The 21,659-nt window shown below is 74.3% G+C and carries 19 protein-coding genes; 7 read left to right on the plus strand and 12 right to left on the minus strand.

The genetic code is table 11. The features are described from left to right. Positions 1–643: 643 nt before the first annotated feature. Complete coding sequence (gene trpS / locus ACF1ED_RS27555; RefSeq protein WP_391764902.1) at positions 644–1,642, plus strand: tryptophan--tRNA ligase; 999 nt, start codon at positions 644–646, stop codon at positions 1,640–1,642. Here trpS and ACF1ED_RS27560 read toward each other — a convergent pair. Continuing rightward, complete coding sequence (locus tag ACF1ED_RS27560; RefSeq protein WP_391764904.1) at positions 1,609–2,607, minus strand: GlxA family transcriptional regulator; 999 nt, start codon at positions 2,605–2,607, stop codon at positions 1,609–1,611. The genes trpS and ACF1ED_RS27560 overlap by 34 nt on opposite strands. Positions 2,608–2,682: 75 nt before the next feature. On the opposite strand from ACF1ED_RS27560, the gene ACF1ED_RS27565 reads away from it, so the two are divergent. Beyond that, complete coding sequence (locus tag ACF1ED_RS27565; protein ID WP_391764906.1) at positions 2,683–3,267, plus strand: cysteine hydrolase family protein; 585 nt, start codon at positions 2,683–2,685, stop codon at positions 3,265–3,267. A gap of 7 nt (positions 3,268–3,274) precedes the next feature. Here ACF1ED_RS27565 and proC read toward each other — a convergent pair whose 3' ends face one another. From proC to ACF1ED_RS27590, 5 genes are all read right to left on the minus strand, one after another. Next, positions 3,275–4,084, minus strand: a complete 810-nt coding sequence (proC, locus tag ACF1ED_RS27570) for a pyrroline-5-carboxylate reductase (RefSeq protein WP_391764908.1) — start codon at positions 4,082–4,084, stop codon at positions 3,275–3,277. A gap of 85 nt (positions 4,085–4,169) precedes the next feature. After that, positions 4,170–4,907, minus strand: a complete 738-nt coding sequence (locus tag ACF1ED_RS27575; RefSeq protein ID WP_391764910.1) for an ABC transporter permease — start codon at positions 4,905–4,907, stop codon at positions 4,170–4,172. Beyond that, positions 4,904–5,806 carry an ABC transporter ATP-binding protein gene (locus ACF1ED_RS27580; protein ID WP_391764912.1) on the minus strand — a complete coding sequence of 301 codons (903 nt, stop codon included), beginning with the start codon at positions 5,804–5,806 and terminating at the stop codon, positions 4,904–4,906. Before ACF1ED_RS27580 ends, ACF1ED_RS27575 begins: the two co-directional genes overlap by 4 nt. A gap of 86 nt (positions 5,807–5,892) precedes the next feature. Further along, entirely contained in the window at positions 5,893–6,399 is a 507-nt protein-coding gene (locus ACF1ED_RS27585; RefSeq protein WP_391764914.1) for a hypothetical protein, read from the minus strand. 49 nt (positions 6,400–6,448) lie between these two features. Then, positions 6,449–6,703, minus strand: coding sequence for an SH3 domain-containing protein (locus tag ACF1ED_RS27590; protein WP_351856998.1), 255 nt, complete (start codon positions 6,701–6,703; stop codon positions 6,449–6,451). Between the two features lie 138 nt (positions 6,704–6,841). Between ACF1ED_RS27590 and ACF1ED_RS27595 the strand changes: the two genes are divergently transcribed. Further along, a complete protein-coding gene (locus ACF1ED_RS27595; protein ID WP_391764916.1) occupies positions 6,842–9,133 on the plus strand; it encodes a protein kinase in 2,292 nt (763 codons plus the stop codon). A 117-nt stretch (positions 9,134–9,250) separates the two neighbouring features. On the opposite strand, the gene ilvD is transcribed toward ACF1ED_RS27595, so the two are convergent. The 4 genes from ilvD to ACF1ED_RS27615 form a co-directional block, all read right to left on the minus strand. After that, positions 9,251–11,104, minus strand: coding sequence for a dihydroxy-acid dehydratase (ilvD, locus tag ACF1ED_RS27600; protein WP_391764918.1), 1,854 nt, complete (start codon positions 11,102–11,104; stop codon positions 9,251–9,253). A gap of 217 nt (positions 11,105–11,321) precedes the next feature. After that, on the minus strand, positions 11,322–11,936 hold the full coding sequence (locus ACF1ED_RS27605; protein ID WP_391764920.1) for a TetR family transcriptional regulator: 615 nt from the start codon (positions 11,934–11,936) through the stop codon (positions 11,322–11,324). Then, positions 11,933–12,757 carry a sugar phosphate isomerase/epimerase family protein gene (locus tag ACF1ED_RS27610; RefSeq protein WP_391764922.1) on the minus strand — a complete coding sequence of 275 codons (825 nt, stop codon included), beginning with the start codon at positions 12,755–12,757 and terminating at the stop codon, positions 11,933–11,935. Before ACF1ED_RS27610 ends, ACF1ED_RS27605 begins: the two co-directional genes overlap by 4 nt. A gap of 323 nt (positions 12,758–13,080) precedes the next feature. Continuing rightward, on the minus strand, positions 13,081–14,025 hold the full coding sequence (locus ACF1ED_RS27615) for a Ppx/GppA family phosphatase (protein WP_391764924.1): 945 nt from the start codon (positions 14,023–14,025) through the stop codon (positions 13,081–13,083). A gap of 152 nt (positions 14,026–14,177) precedes the next feature. On the opposite strand from ACF1ED_RS27615, the gene ACF1ED_RS27620 reads away from it, so the two are divergent. Continuing rightward, positions 14,178–14,984: a hypothetical protein gene (locus ACF1ED_RS27620; RefSeq protein WP_391765248.1), complete on the plus strand. Its 807-nt coding sequence runs from the start codon at positions 14,178–14,180 to the stop codon at positions 14,982–14,984. A gap of 45 nt (positions 14,985–15,029) precedes the next feature. Here ACF1ED_RS27620 and ACF1ED_RS27625 read toward each other — a convergent pair whose 3' ends face one another. Beyond that, complete coding sequence (locus tag ACF1ED_RS27625; RefSeq protein WP_391764926.1) at positions 15,030–16,856, minus strand: hypothetical protein; 1,827 nt, start codon at positions 16,854–16,856, stop codon at positions 15,030–15,032. A 217-nt stretch (positions 16,857–17,073) separates the two neighbouring features. Between ACF1ED_RS27625 and radA the strand changes: the two genes are divergently transcribed. Then, the gene (gene radA / locus ACF1ED_RS27630) at positions 17,074–18,480 is read left to right on the plus strand and encodes a DNA repair protein RadA (protein WP_391764928.1); all 1,407 of its coding nucleotides are present in this window, start codon (positions 17,074–17,076) and stop codon (positions 18,478–18,480) included. A 197-nt stretch (positions 18,481–18,677) separates the two neighbouring features. Next, positions 18,678–19,802: a DNA integrity scanning diadenylate cyclase DisA gene (gene disA / locus ACF1ED_RS27635; RefSeq protein WP_200429347.1), complete on the plus strand. Its 1,125-nt coding sequence runs from the start codon at positions 18,678–18,680 to the stop codon at positions 19,800–19,802. Between the two features lie 60 nt (positions 19,803–19,862). Here disA and ACF1ED_RS27640 read toward each other — a convergent pair whose 3' ends face one another. Beyond that, positions 19,863–20,747 (minus strand): hypothetical protein, encoded by an 885-nt coding sequence (locus ACF1ED_RS27640; protein ID WP_391764930.1) that lies wholly within the window; start codon positions 20,745–20,747, stop codon positions 19,863–19,865. Between the two features lie 225 nt (positions 20,748–20,972). On the opposite strand from ACF1ED_RS27640, the gene ACF1ED_RS27645 reads away from it, so the two are divergent. Further along, a complete protein-coding gene (locus tag ACF1ED_RS27645; RefSeq protein WP_391764932.1) occupies positions 20,973–21,650 on the plus strand; it encodes a phosphatase PAP2 family protein in 678 nt (225 codons plus the stop codon). Positions 21,651–21,659 lie beyond the last annotated feature (9 nt).

Below are 21,659 nucleotides of genomic sequence, written 5' to 3' on the forward strand. Positions count from 1 at the left end.
GCTGTTGAGTTCTCAAGGTGCGGACGCTTCCTTCGTTCCCGTTTCCGGGCCCTCCGGGCGCTTCCTTCGTTTCCGACTCTATCAGATCTTTCCGATCCGATTTCCTCGGTGCTTTCCGGTCCGTTTCGCTTTCGCTCCGGGCCCTTCCGGCGTTTCCGACTCTATCAGATCCTTTCGGCGTCTGATTCCCAGTCAGAGGGGGTTGTCTTCACGGCTTTCGGGCCGTTCCGACGAGTGAGACATTAGCGGATTCCCCGGCCCCGAAGCGAATCGGGGCCCCTGTCCGAACTTCGAACGCGGATTCCTCATTTCGCAAAAGCGCACGGAAATCAGAACGGCACGACGAATCGCGGCCGTCAGGCTCAGTGGTTCTTGCGGAATCGCTGTCCGGGGCCGACCGGGGTCGGTGCTCACGTCGGACAACTCGGAGAACAGTACGGATCAGGCGGAGCAGTGTCAACCCTGGTCCTGGGCGTACTCTCTCCTCATGACTACGCATGCGCACACCACCCAGTGGTGGGCCGCCTGACCGGCGGCCCGTACTGACGCATGCACACGGCCGCCGACTCGGCGGCCGTTCGCGTATCCCCCTCCGGGAGCCGGGCCGTCGGGCCGGCGAAGGACGGAGAAGGAGCGGAACGCGATGACGAGGATCTTCAGCGGGGTCAAGCCCACCGGACACCTGACGCTGGGCAACTACCTCGGAGCCGTACGGCGGTGGGTCGAGGTGGACCAGCACCGGGGCGAGGCGCTGTTCAGCGTCGTGGACCTGCACGCGCTGACGGTGGAGCACGATCCGGCACGGGTGCGCCGGCTGAGCAGGCAGGCGGCGACGCTGCTGCTGGCCTCCGGGCTCGATCCGGAGCGCTGCACGCTGTTCGTGCAGAGCCACGTGGACGAGCACGCCCGGCTGTCGTACCTGCTGGAGTGCACGGCCACCGACGGCGAGCTGCGGCGGATGATCCAGTACAAGGAGAAGAGCGTGCGGGCGCGGGAGGCCGGGCAGGGCGTGCGGCTGTCGCTGCTCACCTATCCCGTGCTGATGGCCGCGGACATCCTGGCCTACGGGGCCGACGAGGTGCCGGTGGGCGAGGACCAGACGCAGCACGTGGAGCTGACGCGGGACCTGGCGGTGCGGTTCAACCAGCGGTACGGGCACACGTTCACCGTGCCGAGGGCGACGCGGCCGGCGGTGGCGGCGCGGGTCATGGACCTCCAGGACCCCACTTCGAAGATGGGGAAGTCCCACGAGAACGGGACCGGGATCGTCTATCTGCTGGACGACGCCGAGACCGTGCGGCGGAAGGTCATGCGGGCCGTGACCGACAGCGGGCGGGAGGTCGTCTACGACCGGGACGCGAAGCCGGGCCTCGCCAATCTGCTCGATCTGATGGCGGCGGCGACGGACGGGAACCCGGAGGAGCTGGCCGGTGTATACGAGTCGTACGGAGCGTTGAAGAAGGACACGGCGGACGCCGTCGTCGAGCTGCTGCGGCCGGTGCGGGAGCGGCATGCCGAGCTCGCGGCGGATCCGGGGTACGTGGACCGGGTGCTGAGGGAGGGGGCCGAGCGGGCCCGGGGGATGGCGCGGCCGCTGGTGGACCGGGCCTATCGGGCGATCGGGCTGCTGCCCGCCGTCTGACGGAAGGCGGCGCGGTAGTCGCGCGGGCTGGTGGCGAGGTGCGAGGCGAAGTGCTGGCGCATCGTGACCTCGCTGCCGAAGCCCGCGCGGCGGGCCACCTCGGGGAGGGGGTGGTCGGTGAGTTCCAGGAGTTTCTGGGCGGCGGCGACCCGCTGGGTGATGAGCCAGTGGAGGGGCGTGGTGCCGGTGGTGGCCTGGAAGTGGCGGGCGAAGGAGCGGGGCGACATGCCGGCGTGGGCCGCGAGGCCGGCGACGGTGTGGGGCTCGTCGAGGTGGGCGAGCGCGTGGGCGCGGACGGCGGCGAGGGCGTCCTCGTCCCGGTCGGTCCTGGGCGTGGGGCGCTCGATGAACTGGGCCTGGGTCCCGGTGCGGAAGGGGGCGGTGACCATCGAGCGGGCGACGGTGGCGGCGACCTCGGCGCCGTGCGCCGTACGGACCAGGTGGAGACAGAGGTCGATGCCGGCGGCGGTGCCGGCCGAGGTCCAGACACCGGTGTCCTCGATGTAGAGCGCCTCGGGTTCGACGCGGACCCGGGGGTGGCGGGCGGCGAGGGTCCCGGCGAGGCGCCAGTGGGTGACCGCGCGGCGGCCGTCGAGCAGTCCGGCGCGGGCCAGGACGAAGGCGCCCGCGCAGAGGGAGGCGACCGGGACGCCGCGGGCGTGGGCGCGGCGGAGGGCGTCGAGGACCGGCGCGGGGACGTCGGCGGAGGGGTCCTCGATGCCGGGGACGAGGACGAGGTCGGTGGGGGCGAGGGTGTCGGTCCAGTCGAGGGGGCGGTCGGGGGTGAGGCTCAGGCCGCCGCGGATCGGGACGGGGACGGCCGGGTCGGCCGCGGTGCGGCGGAGGTCGAAGGCGGGGACGCCGTGGTGGCGGCGGTCGGTGCCCCAGACCTCGGTGACGACCGAGACGTCGAAGGCTCGGATGCCGGGGAAGGAGACGAGAGCGATGCGCTGGGGGGCCGCCACGCTTGGCAGTAAACCATCGATCGCCGGCTTCGGCGCCTCTGGGGAGGGCGGGCGGTGCGCGGCAGGATCGGGGTCATGGAGATCGAGGAGAACGCAGCGCTGATCGTCGTCGACGTCCAGAAGGGCTTCGAGTCCGGGTCCTGGGGCCGCCGGGACAACCCGGAGGCGGAGGGGAACATGGCCGCCCTGATCGACCGGTGGCAGGAGACGGGCCGGCCGGTGGTCTTCGTGCGGCACGACTCGCGGCAGGCGGGGTCGCCGCTGGCGCCCGGTACCGAGGGAAACGCCTTCAAGGACTTCGTCGAGGAGCGGCGGGGCGCGGGTGCGGGACCGGAGGTGCTGGTGACGAAGACGGTGAACTCCGCCTTCTACGGGGAGCCGGACCTGGACGCGTGGCTGAGGGGGGCGGGGATCGGGCAGCTCGTGATCGTCGGGATCCAGACGAACATGTGCAACGAGACGACGGCCCGGATGGGCGGGAACCTCGGGTACGACGTGCTGTTCCCGCTGGACGCGATGCACACCTTCGACCTGGCGGGGCCCTTCGGGTGGGCGCGGACGGCGGAGGAGCTGACCCGGGCGACGGCGGTGTCGCTGCACGGCGGGCGGTTCGCCCGGGTCGTGACCACGGAGGACGTGCTGGAGGGCACGGCCGCGTAGGCGGGGGTCAGCCGTTGCCGGAGGCGAGCTCGCGGCTGCGGTCGCGGGCGGCCTCCAGGGCGGCGATGAGGGCGGCGCGGACGCCGTGGTTCTCCAGCTCGCGGATGGCGCTGATGGTGGTGCCGGCGGGGGAGGTGACGGCCTCGCGGAGCTTGACGGGGTGCTCGCCGCTGTCGCGGAGCATCACCGCGGCGCCGATGGCGGCCTGGACGATGAGGTCGTGGGCCTGGGCGCGGGGCAGGCCGAGGAGGATGCCGGCGTCGGTCATGGCCTCGACGAGGTAGTAGAAGTACGCCGGGCCGGAGCCGGAGAGGGCGGTGGCGGCGTCCTGCTGGGACTCGGGGACGCGGAGGGTCTTGCCGACGCCGCCGAAGATCTCCTCGGTGTGGGCGAGGTGCTCGGGGGTGGCGTGGCTGCCGCCGGAGATCACGGACATGCCCTCGTCGACGAGGACGGGGGTGTTGGGCATGACGCGGACGACGGGGGTGCCGGGGCTGAGCCGCTCCTCGATGAAGGAGGTGGGGATGCCGGCGGCGGCGCTGATGACGAGGCGGTCGGTGGCCACGTGGGGGCCGAGTTCGTCGAGGAGGCGGCCCATGTCCTGGGGCTTGACGGCCAGGATGAGGGTGTCGGCGCGCTTGGCGGCCTCGGCGTTGGTGACGGTCTCGACGCCGTATCGGTCGCGGAGCTCGGCGGCGCGTTCGGCGCGGCGGGTGGTGACCAGGAGGTGCGCGGGGCGCCAGCCGGCTCGGATCATGCCGCTGAGGAGCGCTTCACCGATCTTGCCGGTGCCGAGGACTGCGACGGTCTGGGTCATGGCTCTGTTCACCTCGCCGGAGGGGGTACGGGACGTCATCCTCGCATCGGCGGGGCGGCCGGTGCGCGGGGTGTCCGAGGGTCGGTCACGGGGTGCGGCGGCGGAGGGTGGCGGCGCCCAGGGCGAGGACGAGGACGGCGCAGCCCGCCACGACGAGGGCGTCGCGGACGAAGGCGGTGGTGACGTCGGGGTGGCGGAGGACCTCGTTCATGCCGTCGACGGCGTACGACATGGGCAGGACGTCCGAGATCGCTTCGAGAGCGGGGGCCATCCTGTCGCGCGGGGTGAAGAGGCCGCAGAGGAGCAGCTGGGGGAAGATCACCGCCGGCATGAACTGGACGGCCTGGAACTCGGAGGCCGCGAAGGCGGAGACGAAGAGGCCGAGGGCGGTGCCGAGGAGGGCGTCGAGGAGGGCGACCAGGAGGAGGAGCCAGGGGGAGCCGACGACGTCGAGGCCGAGGAACCAGACGGCGAGGCCGGTGGCGAGGACCGACTGGACGACGGCGACGAGGCCGAAGGCGAGGGCGTAGCCGGCGATGAGGTCGGCCTTGCCGAGGGGCATGGCGAGGAGGCGTTCGAGGGTGCCCGAGGTGCGTTCGCGGAGCGTGGCGATGGACGTGACCAGGAACATCGTGATGAGCGGGAAGATGCCGAGCAGCGAGGCGCCGATGGTGTCGAAGGTCTGCGGGCTGCCGTCGAAGACGTAGCGGAGCAGGAAGAGCATCGCGCAGGGGACGAGGAGCATCAGCGCGATGGAGCGGGGGTCGTGGCGGAGCTGGCGCAGGACGCGGGCGGCCGTGGCGAGGGTGCGGGAGGTCGTCATGGGCGGGGCTCCTCGGGAGTGGTGCGGGCCGCGGCGGTGTCGACGAGGTGGAGGAAGGCCGCTTCGACGGTGTCCGTGCCGCTCTGCCGGCGGAGGGCCTCGGGGCTGCCTTCGGCGAGGATCCCGCCCTCGCGCATGAGGAGGAGCCGGTGGCAGCGCTCGGCCTCGTCCATGACGTGGGAGGAGACGAGGAGGGTGGTGCCCCGGTCGGCGGCGAGGCGGTGGAAGAGGTCCCACAGGTCGCGGCGGAGGACCGGGTCGAGGCCGACGGTGGGTTCGTCGAGGACGAGGAGGTCGGGGCTGCCGAGGAGGGCGACGGCGAGGGAGACGCGGCTGCGCTGGCCGCCGGAGAGGCGTCCGGCGAGGGCGTCGGCGTGGCCGGTGAGGGCGACGTCGGCGAGGGCTCCGTCGACGGCGGCGGCGCGGGCGGGGCGGTGGGCGCGGCCGGGGAGGAGCACGGAGGCGAAGTAGTCGAGGTTCTGCCGGACGGTGAGGTCGTCGTAGACGGAGGGCGCCTGGGTGACGTAGCCGATGCGGGGGCGGAGGCTCGGGTGGCCGGCGGGGCTGCCGAGGACGGTGAGGGTGCCGGTGACCTTGGCCTGGGTGCCGACGATCGTGCGCATGAGGGTGGTCTTGCCGCAGCCGGAGGGGCCGAGGAGGCCGGTGACGCGGCCGGCGGGGACGGTGAGGTCGAGGCCGCGCAGGACGGTGCGGCCGCCGCGTACGACGGTGAGGGCGCGGGCGGTGAGGGCGGGGGCGGTGAGGGCGGGGTCCGGGTCGGGGGGTTCGGAGCCGGGGTCGGGGTTGGAGCCGGAGCCAGGGCCGGGGTTGGAGCCGGAGCCGGGGTCGGGGTCGGGGTCGGGGTCGGGGTCGGGGTCGGCGGGGGTGTAATTCATCATGCGATGAATAGTGGGGACGGAGAAGCCCCCGCGTCAAGGATCGCGGGGGCTCGGGCGGGCCGAATCCGGGTGCGCCGGACCGTGTCTCAGGGGCGCTTGGGCTTCTTGCGGGCGGCGGGGTTGCCGGTGCGGGCGCCGCGGCGCTTCTCGAAGCGGGCGCGGGCCGTCTCGTACTCGGCGCGGCGGAGCTTCTCGCCGGGAGCCTCCATGAGGCAGCGGAGGGCGTAGGCGAGGAGCACGCCGATGAAGCCGATCGCCTTCAGGCTCTTGAGGGAGTCCTCGCGGGCCGGGTCGGCGGGCCGGCGGCCGAAGCCCTCCCAGGTCTTGGTGAAGGCGATGGCCGAGCAGATCGCGAACATCAGGATCACCAGGGTGTTCACGAGGCCGCCCACCGCCGCGACCTGGAGCCCCTGGTAGGCGAAGCGCAGGACGAAGGCGCCCGCGACGGCCGCGGCGAGCGCGCCGGCGGCGAGGCCGGCGCGCCGCAGTCCGTAATGGGCGCCGTGGTCGACCCAGGTCGTCCCGAAGAAACGGATCTCCTCGGGCTGGGGTCCGCTCGTGCCGGTTCCGGGGTCCTGCTTGTCCTCGCTCACGAGGTCGATTATCCCCGGAGCGGCTCCCGGAGGGCCGGGGCGAAGGTCCTCAGGCGCAGCGCGGCGCGACGTAGTCGTCGCTGCCTGTCTTCACATAGGCGTCGGAGACGTACTGCCCCGGCGCGATGCTGTCCCATATGCGGGTGGTGCCGTAGGGCCCGGAGACCCACTCGCCCGGCTTCTGGCAGTGGATCGGGACGGTCGCGCCCTCGGAGAGCACCCGGACCACCGGGTACTGGGTGCTCGGACCGGACCGGACGTTGACCCGGTACCCCGGTGCGACCGGGTAGTACTTCACCGCCATGATGTTCTCCCCCTGGTTTCACTCTGTGCGACGCGCGCAGGCTAGCAAGCTCCTCCGACATCGCGGAGCCCATCGACTAGGCTCCGTCGCGTCGCGCACGCGCGCGTGGACGGACGCGGAACCACACGGGGGTGGGAGATGCCGCCGTTGAGCAGTACCGACGCCGACCGGGACGCCGAGGGTCCCGAGTACGCCGGGGAGTACCGGCTGCAGGCGGTGCTCGGCGCGGGCGGCATGGGCGTCGTCCACCTGGCCTCCTCGCCCTCGGGGCTGCGGCTCGCGGTCAAGGTGGTGCACGCGCGCTATGCGGAGGATCCCGACTTCCGGGCGCGGTTCCGGCAGGAGGTGGCCGCCGCCCGCCGGGTCAGCGGCGCCTTCACCGCCCCGGTCGTGGACGCCGACCCGACCGCCGAGCGCCCCTGGATGGCCACCCTCTACGTCCCCGGCCCCACCCTCGCCGACCAGGTCCGCCAGCGCGGTCCGCTCTCCCCCGCCGAGCTGCGCCGGCTCACCGCCGGGCTGGCCGAGGCGCTGCGCGACATCCACCGCGCCGGGGTGGTGCACCGGGACCTGAAGCCGAGCAACGTGCTCCTCACCGACTCGGGTCCCAAGGTCATCGACTTCGGGATCTCGCGGCCCGTCGACAGCGACCTGCACACGGAGACCGGGAAGCTGATCGGCTCGCCGCCGTTCATGGCGCCCGAGCAGTTCCAGCGGCCGCGCGAGGTGGGGCCCGCCGCCGACGTCTTCGCGCTCGGCTCGGTCCTGGTGCACGCGTCGACCGGGCACGGCCCCTTCGACTCGGACAGCCCCTACATCGTGGCCTACCAGGTGGTCCACGACGAGCCGGACCTCACCGGGGTGCCCGCAGAGCTCGCGCCGCTGGTCGCGCGCTGCCTGGCGAAGGAGCCGGCCGAGCGGCCCACGCCGGCCGAGATCATGGCGGCCCTGCTCCCGCCCTCGTACGAGGCCGAGGCCTTCATACCGTCCCAGCGGCGGCGGCCCTCGCTGCCGACGGACCCGTTCGCGCCGGACGGGCGTACGGACGGCTCCGGCCCGGGCAGCGGCTCCTTCTCCGGCTCCGGCCCGGGATCCGGCGCATTCTCCGGCTCCTTCTCCGGTTCCGGTTCCGGTTCCGGCTCCGGTGACACCGCGACGCGGCCCGCCGTGCCCGGGCCGCCGGCGCGGCGCCGGCGCTCCCTGCTCGCCCCGCGCCTGACGGTCTCGGCCGCCGTCGTGCTCGTCCTCGCCGGGGCCGGGACGTACGCTGCGCTGCGCCCGCCGGCCGGGACGGCGGCCGAGGCCCCCGCCCGCCCGGCCGAGGTGGCGACCTCCTTCGACGGCTGGCACGTCCAGCTCCAGGAGGACGGCGGCTCCGCCGCGCCCGCCTGCCTCCACGGGGCGGACGCCCTCTACTGCTCGGCCCGGGGCGTGACGCTCGCCCGCCTCGACCCGATGACCGGCGAGGTGCTGTGGAAGCGGACCGGGCCGGTCGACCAGGAGCCGCCGGACACGCCCGTCTTCCTGGCGGGCGGGACGGATCCGCTGGTCGGGGCCTCGCCGAGGACCGGTCCGCTGCGCGCGTACGCCGCCGGCGACGGGACGCCCGGCTGGACCGCGCGCGCGGACGTGCCCGAGACGTACCGCCCGGCGGGTGCGGTGGTGGTCCTCTCCGACGGCCGCGGCGCGCTCCGGGGGATCGACGCGCGGACCGGGGCCGGGCGCTGGGCCCACCGGCTGGCCGGGTTCGACGCGCCGGTGCTCGGCGCCTACGACGCCCCGACCGGACTGCTCGCCGTCTCCGAAACGGCGGCGGACGGGCGGAGCAGCCGGATCGGCGCCGTCCTGCCCGCGACCGGCGAGGTCGTGTGGAGCCGGGTGGTGACCGGGGACGCCGCACCGGTCGGCCGCACCGCCGACGGGACGCTGGTCCTCGCCTCGCGCTACCAGGGGGACCAGGTCGACGCGCTGGTGCTGCTCGCGCCGGGCGACCCCGGCGACCCGGGGAGCGGGCCGGACACCGGGGCGGAGCGGCGGGTCGGGCTCCAGGAGCGGATGCAGGTCGTCGGCGTCGCCGTGCGCGGCTCGGTGGCGTACCTGCTCTCCCTGGACGGGCGGCTGCTCGCCCTGGACACCACGGCGGAGAAGGGCGGGCGGCTGTGGGCCCTGGAGACGGGCGCCTCGAACGTCTCGGAGCCGGTCCTCGGCGCCGACGACCGGCTGTACCTCTCCGCGGCGGACGGGCGACTGTTCGCCGTCGACACCACGCGCGGCGCGGTCGTCGGGCAGACCCGGCCGCGGCTGCGGAACGGGCGGCTCGGCTACTCGACGCGGGTGCCGGCGCCGCTGGTCGCCGGGAACCGAGTGTTCGGGGCGGCTCCGGACGGCTCGGTCTTCGCGGTGGACGCGCGCGTGGCGGAGTCCTGGTAGCGGACGGGACGCAGCGCACGCGCGCGGGGTGCGGTGCACGACGGATCAGTACGCACGCGCACGCGCGCGGGGAGCGGGCTTTTCGGCCCGCTCCCCGCGCGCGTGGCGGTTTCGGTGTCAGCCGAGCTTCGACACGTCCCGGACCGCGCCCTTGTCGGCGCTCGTCGCCATCGCCGCGTAGGCGCGCAGGGCCGCGGAGACCTTGCGCTCGCGGTTCTTCGGCGCGTAGACGCCGCCGAGGGCCTCGCGGCGGGCGGCCAGGGTCGCGTCGTCGACCAGCAGCTCGATGGAGCGGTTCGGGATGTCGATGCGGATCCGGTCGCCGTCCTCGACCAGGGCGATGGTGCCGCCCGAGGCCGCCTCCGGGGAGGCGTGGCCGATGGAGAGGCCCGAGGTGCCGCCGGAGAAGCGGCCGTCGGTCACCAGGGCGCAGGTCTTGCCCAGGCCCCGGCCCTTGAGGAAGGAGGTCGGGTAGAGCATCTCCTGCATGCCCGGGCCGCCCTTGGGTCCCTCGTACCGGATGACGACCACGTCGCCGTCCTTGACCCGCTTGTTGAGGATCTTCTCGACGGCCTCCTCCTGCGACTCGCAGACGACGGCGGGGCCCTCGAAGGTCCAGATCGACTCGTCGACGCCGGCGGTCTTCACCACGCAGCCGTCGACGGCGATGTTGCCGCGCAGGACCGCGAGGCCGCCGTCCTTGGAGTAGGCGTGCGCCGCGTCGCGGATGCAGCCGCCGGCCGCGTCCACGTCGAGGGTCTCCCAGCGCTCGGACTGGGAGAAGGCCTCCGCGGAGCGGACGCAGCCGGGAGCCGCGTGGAACAGCTCGACGGCCTCGTCGGTGGGCGAGCCGCCGCGCACGTCCCAGGCGTCCAGCCACTCCTTGACGGAGCGGGAGTGGACCGCGTGGACGTCCTCGTTGAGCAGCCCGGCGCGGTACAGCTCGCCGAGGATGGCCGGGATGCCGCCGGCCCGGTGCACGTCCTCCATGTAGTACGTGCCGCGCGGGGCGACGTTCGGGGCGACCTTGGCCAGGCAGGGGACGCGGCGCGAGACCTCGTTCATGTCCGACAGGCCGTAATCGAGCTCGGCCTCCTGAGCGGCGGCGAGCAGGTGCAGGATCGTGTTGGTCGAGCCGCCCATGGCGATGTCGAGCGCCATCGCGTTCTCGAAGGCCGCGCGGGTGGCGATGGAGCGCGGCAGGACCGAGGCGTCGTCCTCGTCGTAGTACCGGTGGGTGATCTCGACGACCGTGCGGGCCGCGTTCTCGTACAGCGCGCGGCGGCCGGTGTGGGTGGCGAGCATCGAGCCGTTGCCCGGCAGGGAGAGGCCGATGGCCTCGGTCAGGCAGTTCATCGAGTTGGCGGTGAACATGCCGGAACACGAGCCGCAGGTCGGGCAGGCGTTCTCCTCGATGCGGAGGATGTCCTCGTCCGAGATCTTGTCGTTCACGGCGTCGGAGATCGCGTCGACCAGGTCGAGCGTGCGGACCGTGCCGTCGACGAGCGTGGCGCGGCCGGACTCCATCGGGCCGCCGGAGACGAAGACCGTCGGGATGTTGAGGCGCAGGGCGGCCATCAGCATGCCGGGGGTGATCTTGTCGCAGTTGGAGATGCAGATCAGGGCGTCGGCGCAGTGGGCCTCGACCATGTACTCCACGCTGTCCGCGATCAGGTCGCGGGAGGGCAGGCTGTAGAGCATGCCGCCGTGGCCCATGGCGATGCCGTCGTCGACGGCGATCGTGTTGAACTCGCGGGCGATGCCGCCGGCGGCCGTGATGGCCTCGGAGACGATCCGGCCGACCGGCTGGAGGTGGGTGTGGCCGGGGACGAACTCGGTGAACGAGTTCGCCACGGCGATGATCGGCTTCCGCCCGATGTCCGCGCCCGGTACACCGGAGGCGCGCATAAGGGCGCGTGCGCCCGCCATGTTGCGGCCGTGGGTGACAGTGCGGGACCTCAGCTCGGGCATCGTCGCTCGCTCCTCGTGATGGATGTGCTTGCTTCGAGCGTACGCCGCCGCTCCAAGATCTGGACGGCCCGTCCGGAATGCGGGACGGGATTCCAGGCTTCGGTCAGCTTCGGCGAGGCTCCGGTGGGGCTTCGCCCGGGCGCCGGTGGGCTCCGGTCAGGCTTCGGTGGGCTTCGGTGGGCTCCGGTGGGCTCCGGTGGGCTCCGGTGGGCTTCGGTCAGGCTTCGGTCAGATAGCGCTGGAGCGTCGGGGCGACCTCGGCCACGATCCGCTCCGGGTCCGCCGAGGCCAGCGGCTCCACCTGGATCACGTACCGCAGGATCGCGATCCCGATCATCTGCGAGGCCGCCAGCTCGGCCCGGAACTTCGGGTCCGGTACGGCCAGATCGGCCGCGATCCGCTCCAGGAGCCGCCGCAGCACGAAGGTCCGCAGCGCCTTCGCCGCCGCCTCGTGGGTCACGGCGGAGCGGATGACGGCGAGCAGCGGGGCCCGGGTCACCGGGTTCTCCCACACCCCGACGAAGAAGCGGGCCAGGCGCTCGCCGACCGCCTCGCGCGGGCCCTCGATGATGGCGGAGGCGGCCAGGGCCGGCTCGAAGGAGACCTCGATCGCCGCCGCGAAGACCTCGTCCTTGGTGCCGAAGTAGTGGTGCACGAGGGCCGGGTCGACCCCGGCCGCCTTGGCGATGCCGCGGACCGAGGTCTTGTCGTAGCCGCGCTCCGCGAACTGCCCCCGCGCCGCCTCCAGGATGCGCTCGCGCGCGCCGGGGCCGCTGTCGACGGCCGCGCCGCGTGCCGGGCGGCCGCGTCGCCGGGGGGTCGCCTCGCTCACGCGCGCGTGCCCCGGGCCGCCGAGGCGAGGTGGAGCCGGGTGAAGGCGAGCGCCTCCGCGAGGTCGGCCTCCCGTTCGGCGGCGGACATCGCGCGCCGGGTGTTGACCTCGATGACGACGTGCCCGTCGAAGCCGGTCGCGGCCAGGCCCTCCAGGAGCTCGGCGCACGGCTGGGTGCCCCGGCCCGGGACCAGGTGCTCGTCCTTGGCGGAGCCGCGCCCGTCGGCGAGGTGGACGTGGCCGAGCCGGTCGCCCATGCGGTCGATCATCGCGAGGGTGTCCGTGCGGGCGGTCGCCGTGTGCGAGAGGTCGATCGTGAAGTGCCGGTAGTCGTCCTTGGTGACGTCCCACTCGGGGGCGTACGCGAGCATCTCGCGGTCCTTGTACCGCCACGGGTACATGTTCTCGACGGCGAAGCGGACGTCGGTCTCGTCGGCCATCCGCCAGATGCCGGTCACGAAGTCGCGCGCGTACTGGCGCTGCCAGCGGAACGGCGGGTGGACGACGACCGTGGACGCGCCGAGCTTCTCGGCGGCCGCCTGGGCGCGCCGGAGCTTGACCCAGGGGTCGGTGGACCAGACGCGCTGGGTGATGAGCAGGCAGGGGGCGTGGACGGCGAGGATCGGCACCTGGTGGTAGTCGGAGAGCCGGCGCAGCGCCTCGATGTCCTGGCTGACCGGGTCGGTCCACACCATGACCTCGACGCCGTCGTACCCGAGGCGCGCGGCGACCTCGAAGGCCGTCGCCGTCGACTCCGGATAGACCGAGGCCGTCGACAGGGCGACCTTCGCATCCGGGACGCGCACCGCTGGTTCTGCCACGAAAGACAGGGTACGGGGCGCGCCTGGGCGCGGGAGGGTGGTTCCGGTCACCCTCCCGCGCCGCCGTACGCCTCCCGCACGCGCGTGTGGAGCCGTCGCGGCCACCTCGTACGCCGAGCGCCGCCGCCTCGCCTCCCGCACGCGCGCGTGGAGCCGTCGTACGGCCTTCCGGCCCTCGCCCCGCGCGCGTGGAGCCGTCGTACGGCCTTCCGGCCCTCGCCCCGCGCGCGTGGAGCCGCCGTACGCCCTTCCGGCCCCGCCCCGCGCGCGGGGAGCCGTGGGGGCCTGCGGTCCTCCGCCGTGCGCGCCTGCGGGCGGGCCGGTCAGGTGCCCGCCAGGACCTCCGGAAGGTGGTCGAGGCGGCGCAGGATCACGCCCTCGCGCAGGGCCCACGGGCAGATCTCCAGCCGCTCCACGCCGAGCAGGTCCATCGCCCCCTCGGCGACCAGCGCGCCGGCCAGCAGCTGGGCGGCGCGGCCCTCGGAGACGCCCGGCAGGGCGGCGCGCTCGCCGCCGCTCATGGCGGCGAGCCTCGGCACCCACTCCTCCAGGGAGGCGCGGGTCAGGAGCCGCTCCACGTACAGCCCCTCGCCGGAGCCGGGGGCGCCGGCGATCCGGGCCAGCTGCTTGAAGGTCTTTGAGGTGGCGACGACGTGGTCCGGCTTCCCGAAGCGGCTGAACTCGCCGACGGTGCGGGCGATCTGGGCCCGCACGTGGCGGCGCAGCGCCTTGACGTCCTCCGTGTCGGGCGGGTCCCCGGGCAGCCAGCCGGCGGTGAGCCGGCCCGCGCCGAGCGGCAGGGAGACGGCCGCGTCGGGGTCCTCGTCGATGCCGAAGGCGACCTCCAGGGAGCCGCCGCCGATGTCGAGGAGGAGGAGCTTGCCCGCGGACCAGCCGAACCAGCGGCGGGCGGCGAGGAAGGTGAGCCGGGCCTCCTCCTCGCCGGTGAGGACCTGGAGGTCGACGCCGGTCTCCTTCTTGACGCGGTCGAGGACGTCGTCGGCGTTGGTGGCCTCGCGGACGGCGGAGGTGGCGAAGGGCAGGACCTCCTCGCAGCCCTTGTCCTCGGCCGCGTGGAGCGCGTCCCGGACGGTGCCGATGAGCCGCTCGACGCCGCCGGGCGCGATGGCGCCGCGCGCGTCGAGGAGTTCGGCGAGCCTCAGCTCCGCCTTGTGGGAGTGGGCGGGCAGCGGGCGGGCGCCTGGGTGGGCGTCCACCACGAGCAGGTGCACCGTGTTCGAACCGACGTCGAGGACTCCGAGTCTCATGGCGGAAACGCTACTGCGCCGACCCGCATACGCTTGGCGTTGTGCCAAAGACGAAGAAGGCGAAGCCGGGCAAGGACAGTGCCGCCGGCGACGACGGTGCCGTGCGCGACGGGGCCGCGCACGACGCGCGGGACGTGAAGTACGCGCGGGACGTGGAGGGCGGGAAGCCGCCCGTCAAGGGCGTGCGCAAGCAGCGCAGGGGCGAGGAGCCGGACGAGCAGGGGCTCGACTTCCCGCGCGCGTGGGTGGAGTTCGCGGACCCGGCCGACGAGGAGCAGGTCTTCCGCTGCGACCTGACCTGGCTGACCTCGCGCTGGACCTGTGTCTTCGGCAGCGGCTGCCAGGGCATCCAGGCGGGCCGGGCGGCGGACGGCTGCTGCACGCTGGGCGCGCACTTCTCCGACGAGGACGACGAGAAGCGGGTCGCGGAGCACGTGGCGAAGCTGACGCCGGAGCTGTGGCAGTTCCACGACGTCGGCAGCGAGACGGGCTGGACCCAGGTCGACGAGGACGGTGACCGGCAGACCCGCCGCTGGAAGGGCTCCTGCATCTTCCAGAACCGGCCGGGCTTCGCGGGCGGCGCCGGCTGCTCGCTGCACATCCTGGCCCTGAAGGAGGGCCGGGAGCCGCTGGAGACGAAGCCGGACGTGTGCTGGCAGCTGCCGGTGCGCCGGACGTACGACTGGATCGACCGGCCCGACGACACGCGCGTGCTCCAGGTGTCCATCGGCGAGTACGACCGGCGGGGCTGGGGTCCGGGCGGTCACGACCTGCACTGGTGGTGCACCTCCGCGACCTCGGCGCACGGCGGCGGGGAGCCGGTCTACGTCTCGTACCGGCCGGAGCTGGTCGAGATGATGGGCAAGGACGCGTACGACGTGCTGGTCGGGCTCTGCGAGGCGCGGCTGGCGTCGGCGCTGCCGATGGTGGCGCCGCACCCGGCGGACCCGAAGCCGTAGCTCCTCCTTTCAGGAGGAGCCCGGGGGGAGCCGCCCCGGGAGGTCTCAGGAGGAGGGCTCCGGGGTCGGTCCGTCCGTCGTCGGCGGGGGCGTCGTGGGCTCCGTGGTGCCCGGCTCCGTGGTCGGGGGCGGGTCGGTGGTCGGCGGGTCCGTCGGTTCGGTCGTCGGGGGCGGGGTCGTGGGTTCCGAGGTCGGCGGCGGGGTGGTGGGCGGCTCCGTCGTCGGCGGGGGCGTCGTCGGTCCGGTGGGCTCCGCGGGGCCGGGCGGACGCGGTTCGGCCGGTTTGCCGGTGGGCGGCGGCGCGGTCGGCGGGGTCGTCGGCTTCGTGGTGGCCGGCGGCGGCGGGATCACCCGGTCGTCGATCGGGGTGACGGGCCCCCGGCCGCTGATCCTCAGCACCGCCCCGGTGGGGTCGACGCCGATCCGGGCGCTCCAGGGCCCGCGCGGTTCCCGGGCGTGGTCCACGCGGACGGCGACGGTGACGGTCCCGCCCGGGGCCAGGGTGCCGGAGGACCGGGTCACGTACAGCCAGGGGGCGTCCGTCCACAGCGACCAGTCGACCGGGGCGCCGCCCTGCCCGGCGAGGGTGATCAGGGTGACGCCGCCGAGGCAGCGCGCGGTGACGTCGATCCAGCCGGGGGCGGTTTCGCCGGGCCGGGCGGGGGCGACGGGGCCGGCGGACCGGGCGGGCGTGACGACCTCGACGGAGACGTCGGGGGTGCGGCTCCCCTGGACCAGGCCGGGGGTCGCCCGGGCGCTGCCGGTGTTCTCGTACCGGTCGTGGGAGCGGCCGTCGGCGCCCGCCCCCTCGCTCTCCCCGACGCTGACGCGGGAGCCGTCCCGCCCCGCCTCGGCGCCCGCCGGGACGCCCCGGTACGAGGTCCACAGGGCGAGCACCGGGGCGGCGACGACGGCGGCGACCACGGTGGTGGTGACGGCGCGGGCCCGCATCCGGTCGCGGCGGGCGACGAGGTCCTTCGGGTCGATCGGGAAGCCGGTCGGGGCGAAGCGGGGGGCGCCCGCACGCGCGCGCGGGACGTGCAGCATCGCCATGTAGGCGGCGGCCCGGGGCGCCTCGACGAGCGCCAGGCGGTCCTGGACGGGGCGCGGCCCGCCGCCCGGCCAGGGCGCCGCGGCGCCGACCCGCTCGGCGGTGCGGCGGCAGACCGGGCAGTCGTCCACGTGCCGGACGAGTTCGGCGCGCAGGGCGGCCGAGAGGATCACCTGCCGGTCCCCGGTGAGCAGCCGGGCGACGGTCGGGCAGCTGCCGGTGGAGACGACGGCGAGCGCGGCCCTGGTGCGCTCGACCTCGCAGCCGGCGGTGACGAGGAGCTCGCGGGCGGCCTGCGGGTCGAGGGCGAGGACTGCGGCTACCTGGCGCGGGCTCAGGCCGTGCCGGACGGCCAGTTCGAGGGCCTCGCGCTGCTCGGGGGTGGTGCCGGCGGCCTCGGGCCAGGCGAGGGTGGCGAGCTCGGCGCGGCGGCGCTCGGCGGTCTCGGCGGAGACCGGGGGCGGCTCGGGCGGGGTGACGGCGGGGCGGCCGGTGTGGGCGCCCTGGCGCCGGCGGCGCTGCTCGCCGAGGCTGCGCAGGCAGGCCCAGCGGGCCAGCGCGTACAGCCAGGCGGTGCGGCCCTCGTCGTCGGAGGGGCAGCGGCCGTGGTGGCGTTCGGCGGCGGCGAGGACGTCGCCGAGGACGGTGGTGGCGGTGTCGTGGTCGCAGAGGACCGAGAGGCAGTACGTGAAGAGTCCGTCGAGGACGGCCTCGTAGCGGGCGGGGGGCCGCTGGCCGAGCGTGCGCGGTCCCTGCTGCGGGCCGCGGCGCGCCCGGTGGGCGCCCGGGGTGCGGGAGGATTCCAGCCTGCTGCTCGTCACTGGGCGACCGTAGGCGCGCAGGGGGGCACTTTTCATACCGGATCCGCCGTTCTCAGCCTTACGGGTGAAGCCATCACTCGAAAGGGGACAGGAGCGAGGCGTTCCGCTGCCGTGACGTAGGGCCGGCGGCCGGCTGTCCCCAGGAGGGGGCCGCTCCGTCCACAGGCCGCGGGCGGGCGGCGGTCCGCTGTCAGTGGCGGCGGCTACCGTGTGGGGCATGGCTGCCCGTACGAAATCCGCCAAGGACCGTCCGTCCTACCGCTGCACCGAATGCGGCTGGCAGACGGCCAAATGGCTCGGCCGCTGTCCCGAGTGCCAGGCGTGGGGGACGGTCGAGGAGTACGGCGCGCCCGCGGTCCGGACGACCGCCGCGGGCCGGGTCTCCAGCGCCGCCGTCCCCATCGGCCAGGTCGACGGCCGGCAGGCGACCGCCCGCTCCACCGGCGTCGACGAGCTGGACCGGGTCCTCGGCGGGGGGCTCGTGCCCGGCGCCGTGGTGCTGCTCGCGGGCGAGCCGGGCGTCGGCAAGTCGACGCTGCTGCTCGACGTGGCGGCGAAGGCGGCGAGCGACGAGCACCGCACGCTGTACGTCACGGGCGAGGAGTCCGCGAGCCAGGTCCGGCTGCGTGCCGACCGGATCGGCGCGATCGACGACCACCTGTACCTGGCGGCGGAGACCGACCTGTCGGCGGTCCTCGGGCACCTCGACGCGGTGAAGCCCTCGCTGCTGATCCTGGACTCGGTGCAGACCATCGCCTCACCGGAGATCGACGGCGCGCCCGGCGGCATGGCGCAGGTCCGCGAGGTCGCGGGCGCGCTGATCCGGGCCTCCAAGGAGCGCGGGATGTCCACGCTCCTGGTCGGCCACGTCACCAAGGACGGGGCCATCGCCGGCCCCCGGCTCCTGGAGCACCTGGTCGACGTGGTGCTGAGCTTCGAGGGCGACCGGCACGCGCGCCTGCGCCTGGTCCGGGGCGTGAAGAACCGGTACGGGGCGACGGACGAGGTCGGCTGCTTCGAGCTGCACGACGAGGGGATCACGGGGCTCGCCGACCCGTCCGGGCTGTTCCTGACCCGCCGTGACGTGGCCGTGCCGGGCACCTGCCTCACGGTCACCCTGGAGGGCCGCCGGCCGCTGGTCGCCGAGGTGCAGGCGCTGACCGTGGACTCCCAGATCCCGTCCCCGCGCCGGACCACCTCCGGTCTGGAGACCTCCCGGGTCTCGATGATGCTGGCGGTCCTGGAGCAGCGCGGCCGGATCAGCGCGCTGGGCAAGCGGGACATCTACAGCGCCACGGTGGGCGGGGTGAAGCTCTCCGAGCCCGCCGCCGACCTGGCCATCGCGCTCGCCCTGGCCTCCGCCGCGAGCGACACCCCGCTGCCGAAGAACCTGGTCGCGATCGGCGAGGTCGGCCTCGCGGGCGAGGTGCGGCGGGTCACCGGCGTCCAGCGCCGGCTCGCCGAGGCGCACCGCCTGGGCTTCACCCACGCGCTGGTCCCCGGGGACCCGGGGAAGGTGCCGGCGGGCATGAAGGTGACGGAGGTCGCGGACATGGGCGACGCCCTGCGCGTCCTGCCCTCCGGTCGCCGGCCGGCCCGGCGCCAGGAGGAGCCGGGGGGCTGACGGAGGGGGACCGGGGCGCTCCGGTGGAGGTCCGGAGGGGTAGGCGCGGGGTCGAGCGGGTAGGGCGGATCGCGACCGGGCCGCCCCGGCGGGTGCCCCTCCGGAGCACCCCGGACCGGCGTGCGGCCCAGGGCCGCGGGGTGGTGTCGCTAGACTTTGCCCTGGTCTCGCCCATCCGTACGAGCCGGAGGAGTGCAGTGGCAGCCAAGGACGGGGCAGCAGCTCCTGGAAAGTCCGGCGCGGGCTCCGGCAACGAAGCGCTGATGCGCGCGGCGCTGAGCGCGGTCGCGCCCGGCACCGCCCTGCGCGACGGCCTGGAGCGGATCCTCCGCGGCAACACCGGTGGCCTGATCGTGCTCGGCATGGACAAGACGGTCGACTCGATGTGCACCGGCGGCTTCGTGATCGACGTCGAGTTCGCCGCGACCCGTCTGCGCGAGCTGTGCAAGCTCGACGGGGCGATCGTCCTCGACAAGGACATCTCCAAGATCCACCGGGCCGGCGTGCAGCTGGTCCCGGACGCCTCCATCCCCACCGAGGAGACCGGCACCCGCCACCGCACGGCGGACCGGGTCTCCAAGCAGTGCAACTTCCCGGTCGTCTCCGTCTCCCAGTCGATGCGCCTGATCGCGCTGTACGTGAACGGCGAGCGGCGGGTCCTGGAGGAGTCGGCCGCCATCCTGTCCCGGGCCAACCAGGCGCTCGCGACCCTGGAGCGGTACAAGCTCCGCCTCGACGAGGTGGCCGGCACGCTCTCCGCCCTGGAGATCGAGGACCTGGTGACCGTCCGGGACGTCACCGCCGTCGCGCAGCGCCTGGAGATGGTCCGCCGGATCGCCACCGAGATCGCGGAGTACGTGGTCGAGCTCGGCACCGACGGCCGGCTGCTCTCGCTCCAGCTCGACGAGCTGATCGCGGGCGTGGAGCCGGAGCGCGAGCTGGTGGTCAGGGACTACGTGCCGGAGCCGACGGCGAAGCGTTCCCGCACGGTCGCGGAGGCGCTGACCGAGCTGGACGCGCTGACCCACACCGAGCTGCTCGAACTGCCCGTCGTCGCACGGGCCCTGGGCTACAGCGGCTCGCCCGAGACCCTCGACTCGGCGGTCTCGCCGCGCGGCTACCGGCTCCTCGCGAAGGTGCCGCGTCTCCCCGGCGCGATCATCGAGCGCCTGGTGGAGCACTTCGGCGGGCTGCAGAAGCTGCTCGCGGCGAGCGTGGACGACCTCCAGACCGTGGACGGCGTCGGCGAGGCGCGGGCCCGCAGCGTCCGCGAGGGCCTGTCGCGGCTGGCGGAGTCGTCGATCCTGGAGCGGTACGTCTGACGGTCACCGCCCGGCCCCGGCGGGGCCCGGCGACCGCCTTCCCGGGCCGTCCCCGGCGCGTCAGTCCTTGGCGAGGCTGAACGGCGTCGCGACCGTCTTCCCGCCCGCCACCGTCGCCTCGGCCAGGTAGTTGCCCGGCCCGGCCGCGCCCGCGGGGGCGGTGGCGCACTGCGGGGCGCTGCGCCGGAGGTCCCACTCCACGGTGTGGGTGACCGTGGCGCCGGCGGGGACCTTCAGCAGGACCGGGTCGGCGGGACGCGGGCAGTCGTCGGAGGACCACAGCCGGTCGCTCTGCGGGTTGCTGATCTTCAGCACGGCGGCGCGCGGGCCGAGGTCGGCCTTGCAGTCGGCGTCCGAGGTGTTCTTGAGGACCAGGTGGAAGCGGGGCCGCTCGCCGGGCTCGTAGGTGAGCTTGACGCTGCGCAGCGTCAACTCCAGGGAGGCCGCGGGGCAGTTCGGGAGCGGGGAGCCGGCCGGGACGCGCTGTCCGGCACCGGTGCCGGCCCCGCCGTCGCCGCCCGCGCCGTCGGTGTCGCCGTTCTTGCCCGCCGTACCGGATCCGGCACCGTCGCCGGAACCCGTGCCCGCGTCCGTACCGGACGAGCCGTCGGCGGAACCCGCACCGGATCCCGTACCCGATCCGGATCCGCTGCCCGAGCCGTCCTCCGCGCCGGACTCCCCCGAGTCGCCGGATTCGCCCGACTCGTCGCGTCCGCCCGGCTGTTGGCTGATGGCCGGTCCGGTCCCGCCGGGGCCGGGGGTGATGGAGGGCGCGGGGGAAGAGCCGTTGGCGGCGTCGTTCTCCTTCTTCCCGCCTCCGTCACCGGAGGTGACGGCCCACAGGGTGAGCAGGGCGAGAAGTGCGATCAGACACAGCGCGACCGCCCTCCGTCGCCAGTAGATGGTGGAGGGAAGCGGCCCGACCGGATTGCGCAAAGATCCCACGCCCCGAACCTTACGAGAGATCCCGCTCAACTCCCGCCCCACCCGCCGCCCCAGAGCCCAAGTTTTGCCGATGATCACATCCTCGGGGAGCGGGAACTCTCCCTGCGGAGGCCGGAAATCGACCCTTTCCGCGGCTCTTCTCCCCCGACCCCCACTTTCGTCAGGGGTCGGATCCTTCCTTGGCCCGGGGCGGGGCGGTCCGGATTCCGGTTAGCGTCATGCCCCATGGACAACCTCCTCGACCTCTCCGACCGCCTCTATCTCGACGTCCTCGACTTCGCGCACTCCACACCGCACTGGTTCCAGCTGCTCGCCGAAGTCTGGACGGAGCTCGGGCTGCTGCTCTTCGGCGCGCTGTTCCTGGCCGGGTGGTGGCGCTCACGGACCGGATCGAGCCAGGCGATGACGCTCGCGCTCCTCGCCCCGCTCGCCACCGCCTTCGGTTACGTGGTGAGCGAGGCACTGAAGTCGCTGATCGACGAGGAACGCCCGTGCCGGGCCGTCGCCGGGGCGCCCGCCGCACTCGTCGACTGCCCCGCCTACGGCGACTGGTCCTTCCCCAGCAACCACTCCGCCATCGCCGGCGCGGCCGCCGTCGCGCTCGCCCTCTCCTGGCGCGGGATCGTCTGGCTGACCGTGCCGATGGCGATCCTCATGGCCTTCTCCCGCGTCTTCGTCGGCGTCCACTACCCGCACGACGTGACCGCGGGCCTGCTCCTCGGCGGCCTGGTCGCCTTCCTCGTCATGCGCGCCGCCCGCCGGCCGGTGACGGCCCTGGTGGAAACCGCCCGGTCCAGCCGGAGCGCGGCGGTCGTCTGGTGCGCGGGGCGGGGTCCCGCGACCCCGGCTCACGCCTCCGCGCGCCCCGAGCGCCGCTCGCGGGCCCGCCACGGCGCGTACTGATCACTCCCC

The sequence above is a fragment of the Streptomyces sp. NPDC014656 genome (assembly GCF_043084305.1).
Lineage (GTDB): Bacteria > Actinomycetota > Actinomycetes > Streptomycetales > Streptomycetaceae > Streptomyces.